Source organism: Aquipluma nitroreducens, from assembly GCF_009689585.1.
GTDB classification, from domain to species: Bacteria; Bacteroidota; Bacteroidia; order Bacteroidales; family Prolixibacteraceae; genus Aquipluma; species Aquipluma nitroreducens.
Genome location: NZ_AP018694.1, coordinates 4,086,857 through 4,100,063, shown reverse-complemented (window position 1 = coordinate 4,100,063; position 13,207 = coordinate 4,086,857). Strand labels below are relative to the sequence as shown.

Sequence of the window (13,207 nt, the reverse complement as noted above, 5' to 3'; positions counted from 1 at the left end):
CTAAATATCAACCGTATAGACAAGTTAAAAACCAAGTAAAATCTACTGTTTCGAAGGTTTTTCCCATCTTTTTTTATTCATTTTTCCATCCGGTGAGGTACCCTGTACCATCAGCATCAACTCCTGCCAGCTGGCTTGAAACGTATTGGTACTTTCATCAAAAACCGGTAGTTTAAAACTGCCCGATTCCAGTTTCATGTGATAGATCACCAAACCACCGCATTCCAAGTGCAGGATTTTCATGCTGGTACACGGGCGGTTGATAAAGATATAAACATCCCCGTCCTGCACGTTGCGCCCCATCTGGTTGGTCACCATTCCGCTCAGGGTGTAAAAACTCCGGCGCATATCCGTTGGGTACGAATACAGGTAATACCGCATTGACGAAGTGAGGCTGAACATCCTACCGGCGCGTTAAAACCAACAGCGACCGTAATATCTGTGGGTCGGGCAAACCGTTCAGCTTTAAACACACCCCATTCGGATAGCTAATCTCACAGGAGATGGTTTGGGGTCTGGCTCCCGATGTTGAAAAGGTTGTCGATTGTACCTGCACCGGGGCTGGAACCCGCGACGACTGGGCTTGCCCACCATTCTCAAAAACCACCGGGATAAATCCACTTTTAGGTGGCAATAGTCCTTTTAGCTTGTGTTGCCAATAATAGAACTTAGCCTCATTCATTTGTTGATTGGCGCAATAATCCCGAATGGTCAGGCCCGATGCCAGAAACTCGTCATAGATGGCCCGGAATTTTTTCTCATTATACATGTCGTTTGTCTTTGAAGTAAAAAGCAAACTTATAGACTGACATGCAAAATTAGTTGACGCACTTCAGCGAATGCTTACGTTTGTCAACCGCACCGGCCACTCGCCCATTGATTATTTCATTCAGTTGAAAATTCAACGTGCCTGCCGGTTACTCGACAACTCCGGATGGATGATTGCCGATGTCTCCCGTGAAATGGGTTTCGACGACCAATTTTACTTTTCCAGAGTTTTCAGAAAAGTGATGGGCATGTCGCCGGGAGAGTATCGGAAGAGAGGAGTTTAAAAGGATTTTTACAATAAAAAACTCTTTAATTACAGCTAATACCCTACAACCATTTCTGCAATTTGATCAATGATAGGATCTTCTACAAAATGATCTTTTTTAGAAACGGTTTTTATATGAATGGCTTTTAACAAACCTTTTAATCCATCAGTTATTAATTGGTCGTTCTCTGCATCTAAAAGTTTTATGTATAGGTTTTTTGCTAATTGAAAACGATAATATAAAATACGAATCTGCCGAGGAGTTAATTCCTCTTTCAATTCCATAAATTCTTCTCTAAACATATCTTTTACATCACTAGCCTCAAGCTCTTCCAAATAAGTTTCATTCATTGCATTTTCATTCATGGTAAGTGATGATTCCTCACTTTCGCTCAATGCCTCTTCTTTTTTCTCATTAGCTATTGTCAATTCGGTTCTACCTAAATGCACTTGTTCCTTTGGTGTTTCTTCTTCAGGAAATAAACGATTTTGCGTAATATCTTTCCAGTCTTGCTCTACAAGTGTTGAAATAAACTCGTTGACGTTATCGTTATTTAAAGCCTGAAGTTTTATTCCTGAAATAAACAACTTGTCCATATATTCTCTAGTCAAATCATCGAGAATTTTTGAATTATCACTTGTTGGAGGATAAAATTCTCGGTATTTATAACGAATTGCCATGGCAAGTTTTTCTTCGTCTATTGCAACCAATACTATTACTCGCTTTACAATCGCTGGATGTTCAAGCATAACCCGAAGCGAATCAACAATCTCAATGATCTTTTTTTCAGAGCATCGGTCAATATCATCAACAAAGAAAATAAGTCGTTCTTTACTTTTGTCAGCAATCCATGTTTTCAATAAAATAACAAGCTCTTTTTCTATTTCAGCCTGAACTCCCAAGTGTTGATTAAATGAAATTCCTTTTGAGTATTTTTTCAAAAGCTCATGTGCATTTGTTCCTTCTCTTTTCCAGAATTTCAACAAAGAAGAAATAATAGTTCCACCAGAAATTGTCTGCCACCAATTATTCTTGATCGTATCAATTAGATTACCAAATAAACCTAAATTTCCAGATTTGAAAAGGCTTAGAATACTTGTAAATAAAGAAAAAGCAATACCTAAAAACAGAATATCTTTAATAATATTTGACTTCTCTCTTTGAAAATTAAGCTTAAACTTTCTCCAATTTTTAATAAACCACTGTGATCCAAAATATTCATCAGAAAGACATTCATACAAATAAGCCCAAATCGCAGGCGTATCCTGATATTTCCATGCATGAAAATCTATTATCGTAAAATCATACTTTGAATTTTCTTTTTTAAATATCCCCTCTACTTCTTTCTTAAAATAAGTTTTCCCTCGCCCCCATTTGCCAAATATACCAACCATTTGTCCCGTTTCTTCCTGCAATTTGGATATGTGATCGGCAAACACTGAAGCAACATTTTTTACGTTGAAACATGGTTCTATCTGATCGTCCTTTATGGTAGGGAAATATAAACCATATTTAAAGAGGGTTCTGTGTTCGCCTAATTCCTCCGACGCACTCTCTGCTAATGATCCATTTACATCACTTTTAGACTTTACGCCCGCTCTTATATTTTTAAAATTTTTATTAATAGACATCTCACTCTGCGGCTGACTTTCTCTCGTTTGTGGAAAAGAAAGTTCATGTAATAACAGTTCTTCAAACTTTGGGAAGAAATGAGTTAATCTAAAATAAGTTTCAAAATATGGAAGTTTTATATCCTCAAGATTATAACCTAATTTAGATGTGACATTTTCACCTGTTCTCTCTAAAATATTTACGTCAATTTCGCTATACTTTGCAGTTGCTTGATTAAATAAATCCTGAAAACCTTCTCTGGTATATTTTGTGGAATAGCCATTAAGTTTGGTGAGATCATAGATTAATAGTTGATTTGGGGCAATGAGGGGAAAACTTTGATTCCTTATATTAATAAATCCTTTCCCACCTTTATTAATACCCAAAGAGATACTAAAAATCTCTTTATTAGATATCACTTGTGACAATAAATAAATTTTATCCGAATTAGATTTAGTTTTGTGTGGAAAAGTAAGTGATCCTACACTTCTCTTATAATACTCTAAATACAACAAATAATATTCATTTCTACTAGGATATAAAGTTGAGGTGTCTTCTGGAAGCCATTTTTGATATTCCGTAAAACCATTTCCTCTGTCAAAGCCAGAAACTGTCATTGACTCAATATCCAATCTATTAATGATAAATCCTAATTTTACCAAAATATCTATCAAAGATTGAAATTGGTTCTCGTGAAGTAAACTTGGATTAAATACACTCTGAAATTGAATGTTATCACCAGACAAAAGCTCTTGATAAATTTTGTGAGCTGTTTCATAAAATGGTTTTAGATCTTGATTCATTAAAGCCAAAGGTTTGTTTTTGTAAAGAGATTTTTGCTAATTTAACAATACTTCTTCTCAAAAGCACTCAAATCATTCAATAAATTCTAGACATCTATTTCATATTCTATAACCGAAAAAGATTATACCTTCATTCTTCCAACTTTAAACAATCTACAATGAAATTCGGACAAAGTGAAAACCCAGAATTTATTGATTTCCGGCTGCCAGCCGACGATCAGCAAACTACAGAGATACTCAAACAAAACGACACAACGAAACCACTCTCGATCTATGTAGGTTGTGCCAAATGGAACAAAACCGACCTGAAGAACTTTTATCCACGCGGCACCAAAGATGAGTTGACTTATTATTCCCGTCAATTTAACTCCATTGAGCTGAATGCCACCTTTTATAGTATGCCGGGTAGAGATCAGGTAATTACCTGGAAAGATAAGGCTCCGGATAATTTTCGGTTCTTCCCGAAGATCACACAAAGCATCAGCCACATGCGGCGATTGAACGATGTGCAGGCTTTAACGACTGAATATTGTGACAACATCAGCAATTTTGAGGAGAAGCTCGGAATGGTGTTCCTCCAGTTGCACGATAATTTCAAGTACAAAAATTACGACCGGCTGGTGAGTTTTATCGAAAATTTTCCGAGAGCCATTCCGCTGGCCGTTGAACTGCGCAATACTGAATGGTTCAATGATAAGGCCGTTTCCGAAGAAGTTTACTCGTTGTTCGAAAAGCACCAGGTAACGAATATTGTGGTTGATACCGCCGGACGACGCGATTTGCTGCACGTGCGCCTTACCACGCCCAAAGTGTTTGTGCGTTACGTGGGCGCCAACAACCCGCAAAGCGACCGCGAACGTTTGGACGATTGGGCTAACCGCCTGAAAATTTGGGTCGATCAGGGCATTCGCGACATTTATTTCTTTGTTCACCAAAACATCGAACTGGAATCGCCTTTCCTGTCGGCTTATTTCATCGAGAAGCTGAACAAACAATTTGGGACCAATCTTCAAATTCCAAAGCTGATCAGTCCAAAGGAAGACACTGCGCCAACTCTCGGATTTTAGACTTCATGATTGTTCTTTGTTGTCAAGGAGATTAACGAACAACGATTAACGATTTAAGAAGGAACAGTTTCCCAATCTCAAATCGTTAATCGTTATTCATCAATCGTTAATCCAAGCTATTTTTCCGAAATGCAATACAAATACTTTGCTCCCCGCAAAAACAAATCATTTCCAACCACAATTGGCGAAGCTTCAAATGTATCATCCAAGGTATTTTTAGCCAGGATTGAGAACTCTGGTCCGGCTTTCACCACGCTAACCTGGTTGGTTGCAGCCACATAAATTTTGTCTTTATTTCCGGTGGGCGACGAGAAAATATTGGTAATACCATCAATTTTCTGGTTGCTGTAAATCGGTTTCCCGGTTTTGGCATCCAGGCAAGTGATTATTCCGTTGTTCCCCTTCAGGAAATACAATTTACCATCCATTAAAACCGGGCTTGGCGTGTATGAAGCGTCCTGATTGTACTCCCATAAAATGGCTGGAATTCCGGTAATATCGCCCTGCGCTTTGGCTAAATCAATCGCTTTAACGGCGTTGCCGCGGAATCCGCTCATCAGGTACAAAATTCCGTCAGCATACATCGGGTTCGGAATCACATTGCGGGTCATTCCGGTACATTCCCAAATTACCTTGCCGGTTTCGGCATCGTAGCTACGCACTTTGTTGGTGGCGCTGGTAATTACCTGTGCTTTTCCATTCACCTCAACAACCAGTGGAGTTGCCCACGAAGTAATTTCTTCGCGCTCGGCAGTCCAGGCTTCCTTGCCGGTATTCTTGTCCAACGCGTACAAATACGACTTTTGCTGATGATCCCACTGCACAAAAACTTTGTCTTTATAAACTGCAGGAGTGCTGCCTTCGCCAAAACTGGCCACAATTTCCATTTGTCCAAAATTCCGACTCCATTTCACATTTCCTTTCATATCGAGGCAATACAACCCGCGCGAGCCAAAGAACGCATATATATTTTCACCATCAGTTACCGGTGAGTTCGAAGCCCAACTACCCAACTCGTGAGTACGTTCTGCAGGTAGTTCTTCCTTAACCGCGGTCTTCCAGTTTATTTTCCCTGAAGCTTTATCAATAGAAATTACTGTAAACTGATGAATCAGATCAGTCTGGGTTGGAGACATTGGATTTGCAGGCGCTGCATCTGTTTTTTCAACCTTTTTATCGGTAGGTACAGCCGTCTGTATAATAATCTGGTTTCCCCAAACGATCGGTGTGGCATGGCCTTTCCCCGGAATTTCGATTTTCCACTTCACATTTTTGGTTTCGCTGAATTCAACCGGAGTAGCGCCGCCATTAACTGCTCCGGAATTGTACAAGCCACGCCATTCGGGCCAGTTGGAAGTAAAATCGGAGGGTTTTAGTTGTGCATGAGCACCATTTAAATTTAAAAAGAAGCAAAAACAGATAAATAGGAAGAATGACGATTGTCTCATATTACTGTGGTTTTAAAGGTTATGGTTTTGTTTTTCTATTTTTTTTGACACTTAATAAGCCTTGTGGTTTAATTCGCCATAGATAATAAAATATTGGCATACAGTAAAATAAAAGACTTCAGGAATAGATACAAATGTCTTCCAGCTATTTTCATACAGAAAGAATACGTTTATACCGAATTGGCTGACCTTTTTTATGCCTGATTGTGTTTAAATCGTCATGAAACAATCAAAAAAAGACATCATTAACAGCAATTCAGTTACTGAAGTAACTGGCTATGTCAATTTAACCGGATTTTCTGTTAAGGAAGTTTTATATTTGCCGTCCTAAACCAACAGAGTGAGACCTGGTAGCAAACAAATAAACGAAGAACACGAGTTCGAATTAATTTTTCGGAAATACTACGTCCGTTTATGTGGTTTTGCCAACAAATTCATTGCGAACACCCCGGAAGCTGAAGAGATTGTTCAGGAGGTCTTTCTGAATATCTGGGCAAAAAGAGACCGTTTGAAACTCAACGACGAAATCAAGCCATACCTTTTTAAATCGGTACAAAACATTTGCTTCAATTTTATTGAGCATCAAAAAGTGGTTGATAATTATTATTCAGTAATAGAAGTTGTTTACAAAAATAAAAAAGAGGAGTTCGACACCTACGAGTCGGTACTTTTTACCGAATTTCAGGCAAAAGTTGACGAAGCCATTGGTTCGTTACCCGAAGAATGCCGTAAAATATTCAAAATGAGCCGTGAAGATGGGTTGAAGTATGCCGAAATTGCCGATAAGCTAAACCTGTCGGTAAAAACGGTTGAAACCCAAATGAGCCGCGCACTTTCCAAACTAAAAACCGAGTTAAAGGATTACCTCTGTGTACTTATTGTCAGCCTTTTCCTGAATAATTGAAATTAGATTTTCACCAACTACATTATTTTTTTCAACCTTTTGTAAGGGTAAAACTTCAATTCCCTGTATTAGCTTAACGAAAATCCAAAACAATGGAAAAATCAATAACCGATACCTTGTTGTTTCGCTTTCTGGACAAAGAGACTTCAGAAGAAGAAAATGAGGTTATTTTACGGTGGGTCTCCGATTCTGAAGATAACCGCACGGAATTCCAGCGGCTACATCAGGCCCATCATTTAAGTAAACTCCGCAGCTTAAAGGCCGACATTGATGTTGATGAAGCCTGGGAAAAATTAAACACAATTCTACCCAAAGTAAGAACAAGGAAAAACCTTATTAACCTCGATATTTTATGGAAAGTAGCAGCATCAGTTTTGCTTGTTGTAGCCGGGGGCATTAGCAGTTTATGGATAAGCGGTTATTTTTCTGACCTGCAAAAATCGGCTATTGTAGAACTAAAAGCATCGAAAGGAGAAAAATCACAGGCAGTGCTGGCCGATGGAAGCCATGTTTGGCTTAACTCGCAAACCGTTTTGAAATACGACGCTCTGAATCCTCGTAAAATAACCCTTGACGGAGAGGCTTTCTTTGAAATTAAAAAAGACCGCAGCCACCCTTTTGAAGTAATTACCGCCTCGGGAATGAAAGTGATTGTTACCGGCACCAAATTTAACTTACGAAGTTTTGCCGGAGAATCTATTGTTGAAACAACTCTGGAAGAGGGAGAAGTGCATATTGAAGGAGCCAATAACAAACAAACAGCCCAACTGGAACCGGGACAACAAGCCCAATACAACATCGGGGAAAATAACATGAGTGTAAGGAATGTTTCGCCTGAACTGTATTCCCTCTGGAAGAACAATGAACTCCGTTTTGCCGACATTTCATTTGCCGAGTTGGTTCCACGAATTGAACGCTGGTACGGGGTAACCATCACGTTGGATTCCGCTCAGAAAAACAATGACCGGTTTACGATGACAATTAAAACAGAGAGTCTTCGTGAACTACTGAATATGATGCAATTAACTTCAAAATTTAACTACGAGATAAAAGGCGAGCAAGTGAAAATAAATTTCTAAAATAAAAGAAGGAAAGTGTACCAGACTTTCCTTCTAACAGTCACAAGGTGACTGTATTAATTTTAAACATTAACACTTCAAATTTATGAAAAAAAAACGATGGAATTTCCGTTGCAGGAGAATACCCTGCACAAAACAATTGTGTAGAATTATGAAACTTACAACCTTTCTTTTATTTGTACTGTTTTTTCAGGTTTCGGCTGGTGTGTTTTCTCAAAACAATGGGCGCCTCAGTTTAAAAGCTGAAAAAGAAACTCTTAATAACATCCTAAAACGGATCGAAGATCAAACTGAGTTTCGCTTCATGTACAATGCGAACAACATCAATGTTGAGCGTAAAATTGACGTCAATTGTAATTCGAAAAGTATTACCGAAGTATTGGACCTGCTTTTCAAAGGTACCGATGTAAAGTACCGTTCGTTCAATAACAATTACGTTTTATATACCGACGCCGAGAATTCCGCAGAATCGGCACAGCAACAAAAATCGGTTTCAGGTAAAGTAACCGACACTACAGGCGCCCCACTTCCCGGAGTTTCTGTGGTTATAAAAGGCACAACGAGCGGTGTAATTACCGATATGGATGGGAAATTTACATTATCGAAAGTAACTTCTGATGGTATTTTGACCTTTTCTTTTGTTGGAATGAAAACTCAGGAAATAGCTGTTGCCGACAAAAATACGATTAATGTAACAATGGTAGAGGAAGCAATTGGTATTGATGAGGTCGTGGCTATTGGATATGGCAGCATGGAAAAGAAACAGGTAACGAGTTCTATCTCGTCACTTGCAATCAAAGATTTACCTCTCGGTGTTGGAGGTTCATCGATTGCTACAGCGCTACAAGGTAAAATTGGTGGTCTGGTCATGTCAGGAAATGCAAGTCCCAACTCGGGCAATACTTTCCAGTTACGTGGTATGGCGTCAATCAATACATCGCGCACTCCTCTGATTGTTATCGACGGAATGCCTGGCGGCGATATCCGTACACTTGTACAGGAAGACATTCAGTCGATCGATGTGCTGAAAGATGCCTCGGCAGGCGCAATTTATGGTACCAGAGCTACTGGCGGTGTAATTCTTATCACCACCAAGCAAGCCAAATCAGGAGCATTGAAAATGAGCCTGACCAGCGAAGTATTATTCAAGAAATCGTTCGGGAAACCCGATATGCTTAGTGCTGCCGACTATGTAGCCACTTATGGCGCAGCAAAAAACAACGACGGGTACAATACCGATTGGTGGGACGAGGCGATGAGCGACAACCCCACATCGAACCGCCACGTGTTCACTTTGCAGGGCGGCTCTGAAGCTGCACGTATGTATGCTACCGTGATGTATGACGACAATCGCGGCGTGCTGCGCGGCGATACCCGGAAAGACTATTCAGGACGTATCAACGGCGACTTTAAGGTACTCGATGGATGGTTGGATATTAGCAGCCACCTTAGCTACCGCCAGGCATTGCGGAACCAAAACAAACCATCTATCGAAGGTGTTATGCGCGCCAATCCAACTCAGCCAGTTTACGACCCAACCAGCACTACTGGCTGGAATGTGATAACACAAGGCGACGGAACAGAAATGAACAACATTGCTGAAGCAGCGCTCACTACTGATGAAGGTATGGACAAATGGTTCCGCCCCGATGTCGAACTTAAAGTGAATATCAAGCCGATCAAAGGATTGTCGTATCGTCAATCTGGTGCTTACGAAAACCGCCAGTGGGAACGTCATTTCTACCGCTCTATGTTCTCACGCGAAGAAATAAAAGCTGGACGTAAAGGTTGGGCACAAATGGATTTCAGCAAGACTGAACTGCTAAATACCGACGGATATTTGTCATACGTTAACGAATTTGGTGATCATTCTCTTAATGTCGTTGCAGGATATAGCTATTTCGAACAGAACAGCGATGGTTTTTCGGCTGCCAACGGTAATTTCACGAACGACCTGGTCAAATACTGGAACCTTGGTGAAGGAACCCGGTTAACAGAAGGCCTTGCCAGTATGAGTTCAAGCAAAGGAATCACGCAAAAACTGATGGCCTATTTTGCCCGCGCCAGCTATTCATATAAAGATACCTACATGGCCACCGCTTCGGTTCGACGCGAAGGTTCAAGCAAATTTGCAGTGAATAACCGTTGGGGTAACTTCTGGGCTGCATCAGCCGGATGGCGCATCTCAAACGAAAATTTCCTGAAATACGTTAGCTGGGTGAACGATCTCAAGCTGCGTGTTGCTTATGGTGTAACTGGTAACGAAGGTTTCTCGGCCGACTATGCCGCCAGAAAATATGGCTCGGATACCCGTTGGTTACTGCCCGATGGAACCTGGGCAATGAGTTATGGTGCCACCACAAACCTCAATAAAGAACTTGGATGGGAAGAAAAACACGAATGGAACGTTGGTCTGGACTACTCGCTGTTCAAAAACCGTGTGTACGGTAAGTTCGACTTGTACCGCCGCGCCATCAAAGGGCTGATTTATAGCGTGGAAGTTCCGCAACCACCAAACACCCAATCGAGCATGTACAAAAACATCGGTACAATGGAAAACAAGGGATGGGAATTTGAAATTGGCGGCGACGTTGTACGTTCAGGGAACTGGCACTACAGCACATCGTTGAACCTGAGCCACAATAAAACCTTCATCGGTTCGCTTTGGGGTGACCAAACCTATATCAACGGCGCCTCTGTAAACAACTGGGTTGAATATGCCCACCGTATTCAGGAAAATGTGGAAGTAGGAAGCTACTTTATGTACCGCTATGCCGGTGTAAGCGAAGGAAGATTCCAGATATACAATAAAGACAACAATGTGATTTTCTCGGATGAAGGATCGGTAGATGACCGCGTTTATCAGAAAAGTTATATTCCTACACTTATTGCAGGCTGGTCGCACAACCTCAGTTATAAAAAATGGGATTTCAACATGACTCTCACCAGTTGGATTGATTACGACATTTATAATGCCATTGAACTGGAATATGGATTGAGAAACGTGGTTCAGGGCAACATGCTCTACGATGCCATTAACAAAAACGGACATATCACCGGACGCCCTTCACCCAGCGACTATTTCCTTTACGATGCCACTTTCCTCAAAATTCAGAACCTCTCGCTGGGATATACGTTGCCAATGAAGAAATATACAAACCTCATGGAAAATATCAGGTTTTATTTTACCGGTAACAACCTCTATACTTTCACCAAGTATCCGGGGCTGAACCCTGAAATAGACATTACTGGCTGGGATGCTGGTATCGAGAAAAAAGGCGATATATATCCTCAGACCCGTACTTTTACGTTCGGTGCTCAGTTTAATTTCTAATCCTAAATCAATTAAAAAGTACGAATATGAAAATATATAAGTTTATAACAGCCACTGTAACTGTTATCACGTTATCCGTATCTTTCCAGTCGTGTTCGGTTGAACCGGAGTACTACTCACAATCGGTACCCGAACTATTTTTCGACACTCAACAGAAAGTATATCAGCGTGAAGGCCGCGCCTTTACTCATTGGGCTTGGTGTATGGCCGATGCTCAGGCTCATTCTAACTTTATTCGCCTTCAGGAATTCACAACCGATGAGATGCTGGTTCCCTCGCGTTACAACGACTGGTACGATGGCGGCGCTTATCTGCGGGGCTACAATCACGATTTCACGCCTACAACTCCCGGCGTTTACGACGCATGGCGCGCCTTTTCGATGGGCGTAGCACAGGCATGGAGCGCAAAGGATGACATCGACCAGTATGTCGATTTCAACAAACTGGGCTTCCCCGAAGGCAGCCGCGATGCTGTATTGATGCAGCTTCAAACATTATCGGCCTTCTTTTACTGGTTTGGACTTGATATGTTCGGTGGCGTACCGCTTTATACATCCACTCAGGGTGAAATTCAACCACGCGCTACTGATGTTGAAACATTCAACTTTATTGACAAGTTGCTTACCGAGGCAATACCGAAGCTACCAAAGAAAACAACCCTTGGAGCACAGGAAACCGGATCCATCAACCAGGCTGCCGCCGCCATGTTACAGGCACGGCTTTACTTTAACGCGCAGTCGTACATCAAGAAAGATATGTACAGTGAATGTGCCGCTATCTGTCAGGACATTATCGACGGAAAATATGGCACTTATAAACTTGATGCCGACTGGACAAATATTTTTGGTTTCAACAACGACCGATCTTCTGAAATCATTTGGTCGGTTCCAAGCCAGTATGCTGTCAGCGAACGCAGTGTAGGACCAAATTCAAATCACTACGGCATGGGTGAATACTGGGACAACGGAACCATAGGCAGCCGCAACAATGGTTACTGCCTTGTTCCTTCGCTTGATAAAAATGGCAAATCATACTTGACCGGCAGCGCAAATGCCCGCGAAGGACAAACCTATCGTTTGGGTAGCCCCTTTGCCAAATTCAATGATCAGGATGTGCGCAAGCAATTAGCTGCATACGAGGGCAATGGCAAGTTCCGTGGGATGTTCTATTTCGGTAAAATGGTAAATCCGGTTAACGGAAAAGTTTGTCATGGTGGTAACCGTCAGTTTAAGCCAACCGATACATTGTTGATCGTTGACCAGATAGCCCGTATAATTCCAATGCCAGGTTCAGAAGCCGATCATGGTAAAGAAGGTGCACGCTGGGGCGAAGAAAATTCAGGCGTTCGTCTGGCCAAGTTTTCGCCTACGCCATGGGCCAGCAATCAAACTTTAAGGGGAAACCCTGACATCCCTGTTTTCCGTATTGCCGAAGCATACTACATGCTTGCCGAATGCAAACTTCGAGCAAACGACAAAGCTGGCGCTGCTAAACTTATTAACGATGTACGCAAACGTTACTTTACAAGCGCGGATCCTGATCCGGTAACAGCAGCCAACCTCGACGAATGGCGAATGCTGGACGAATGGATGATTGAATTTATTGGAGAAGGTCGCCGTCGCACCGATTTAGTTCGCTGGAATAAATACACCACTCAATCGTGGTGGGATCACCCTGCCGATGGAGAAAGCAAAGCATTTCAAAACCGTTTCCCAATACCCGAACAGGCAATGGCAAGTAACCAGTTGATTGAGCAAAACCCGGGGTATTAATAAATAATGAATATAGGAAACAACCTATAATGCAAAACTACCTCAAGGTTGTTTTCATCATGAAAATTATTTTGTTGGAAGCCTATAGTTATCAAGCAGGTAACTATAGGCTTTTTTGTAATAATGCCTTAAAAACACAACCAGCACAATTCAGC

Annotated in this window: 10 protein-coding genes; 6 read left to right on the top strand and 4 right to left on the bottom strand. The window is 41.3% G+C overall.

Annotated elements, in window-relative coordinates; genetic code table 11:
- Window positions 1-42: 42 nt before the first annotated feature.
- Both tnpB and tnpA read right to left on the bottom strand, forming a co-directional pair.
- A complete protein-coding gene (tnpB, locus tag AQPE_RS17205; RefSeq protein ID WP_318346938.1) occupies window positions 43-402 on the bottom strand; it encodes an IS66 family insertion sequence element accessory protein TnpB in 360 nt (119 codons plus the stop codon).
- A gap of 1 nt (window position 403) precedes the next feature.
- Window positions 404-769: an IS66 family insertion sequence element accessory protein TnpA gene (gene tnpA, locus AQPE_RS17200; RefSeq protein ID WP_318346939.1), complete on the bottom strand. Its 366-nt coding sequence runs from the start codon at window positions 767-769 to the stop codon at window positions 404-406.
- 70 nt (window positions 770-839) lie between these two features.
- Between tnpA and AQPE_RS17195 the strand changes: the two genes are divergently transcribed.
- Window positions 840-1,052, top strand: a complete 213-nt coding sequence (locus tag AQPE_RS17195) for a helix-turn-helix domain-containing protein (protein ID WP_318347731.1) — start codon at window positions 840-842, stop codon at window positions 1,050-1,052.
- Window positions 1,053-1,087: 35 nt separating this feature from the next.
- Here the strand turns inward: AQPE_RS17195 and AQPE_RS17190 are convergent, their stop codons facing one another.
- Window positions 1,088-3,448, bottom strand: a complete 2,361-nt coding sequence (locus AQPE_RS17190) for a P-loop NTPase fold protein (protein WP_318347730.1) — start codon at window positions 3,446-3,448, stop codon at window positions 1,088-1,090.
- Window positions 3,449-3,606: 158 nt separating this feature from the next.
- Between AQPE_RS17190 and AQPE_RS17185 the strand changes: the two genes are divergently transcribed.
- Window positions 3,607-4,515 (top strand): DUF72 domain-containing protein, encoded by a 909-nt coding sequence (locus AQPE_RS17185; RefSeq protein ID WP_318347729.1) that lies wholly within the window; start codon window positions 3,607-3,609, stop codon window positions 4,513-4,515.
- A 116-nt stretch (window positions 4,516-4,631) separates the two neighbouring features.
- On the opposite strand, the gene AQPE_RS17180 is transcribed toward AQPE_RS17185, so the two are convergent.
- Window positions 4,632-5,963, bottom strand: coding sequence for a PQQ-binding-like beta-propeller repeat protein (locus AQPE_RS17180; RefSeq protein WP_318347728.1), 1,332 nt, complete (start codon window positions 5,961-5,963; stop codon window positions 4,632-4,634).
- Between the two features lie 340 nt (window positions 5,964-6,303).
- Here AQPE_RS17180 and AQPE_RS17175 point away from each other — a divergent pair, with 340 nt between their 5' ends.
- From AQPE_RS17175 to AQPE_RS17160, 4 genes are all read left to right on the top strand, one after another.
- Window positions 6,304-6,867 (top strand): RNA polymerase sigma-70 factor, encoded by a 564-nt coding sequence (locus AQPE_RS17175; protein ID WP_318347727.1) that lies wholly within the window; start codon window positions 6,304-6,306, stop codon window positions 6,865-6,867.
- Between the two features lie 92 nt (window positions 6,868-6,959).
- Entirely contained in the window at window positions 6,960-7,946 is a 987-nt protein-coding gene (locus tag AQPE_RS17170; protein WP_318347726.1) for a FecR family protein, read from the top strand.
- 151 nt (window positions 7,947-8,097) lie between these two features.
- Complete coding sequence (locus AQPE_RS17165) at window positions 8,098-11,280, top strand: SusC/RagA family TonB-linked outer membrane protein (protein WP_318347725.1); 3,183 nt, start codon at window positions 8,098-8,100, stop codon at window positions 11,278-11,280.
- A 26-nt stretch (window positions 11,281-11,306) separates the two neighbouring features.
- A complete protein-coding gene (locus AQPE_RS17160; RefSeq protein WP_318347724.1) occupies window positions 11,307-13,052 on the top strand; it encodes a RagB/SusD family nutrient uptake outer membrane protein in 1,746 nt (581 codons plus the stop codon).
- Window positions 13,053-13,207: the final 155 nt, after the last annotated feature.

Excerpts from the sequence above, each read along its gene's own strand:
- tnpB (WP_318346938.1), bottom strand. The coding sequence starts at position 402 with ATGTTCAGCCTCACTTCGTCAATGCGGTATTACCTGTATTCGTACCCA.
- tnpA (WP_318346939.1), bottom strand. The coding sequence starts at position 769 with ATGTATAATGAGAAAAAATTCCGGGCCATCTATGACGAGTTTCTGGCA.
- AQPE_RS17195 (WP_318347731.1), top strand. The coding sequence starts at position 840 with ATGCTTACGTTTGTCAACCGCACCGGCCACTCGCCCATTGATTATTTC.
- AQPE_RS17190 (WP_318347730.1), bottom strand. The coding sequence starts at position 3,448 with ATGAATCAAGATCTAAAACCATTTTATGAAACAGCTCACAAAATTTAT.
- AQPE_RS17185 (WP_318347729.1), top strand. The coding sequence starts at position 3,607 with ATGAAATTCGGACAAAGTGAAAACCCAGAATTTATTGATTTCCGGCTG.
- AQPE_RS17180 (WP_318347728.1), bottom strand. The coding sequence starts at position 5,963 with ATGAGACAATCGTCATTCTTCCTATTTATCTGTTTTTGCTTCTTTTTA.
- AQPE_RS17170 (WP_318347726.1), top strand. The coding sequence starts at position 6,960 with ATGGAAAAATCAATAACCGATACCTTGTTGTTTCGCTTTCTGGACAAA.
- AQPE_RS17165 (WP_318347725.1), top strand. The coding sequence starts at position 8,098 with ATGAAACTTACAACCTTTCTTTTATTTGTACTGTTTTTTCAGGTTTCG.
- AQPE_RS17160 (WP_318347724.1), top strand. The coding sequence starts at position 11,307 with ATGAAAATATATAAGTTTATAACAGCCACTGTAACTGTTATCACGTTA.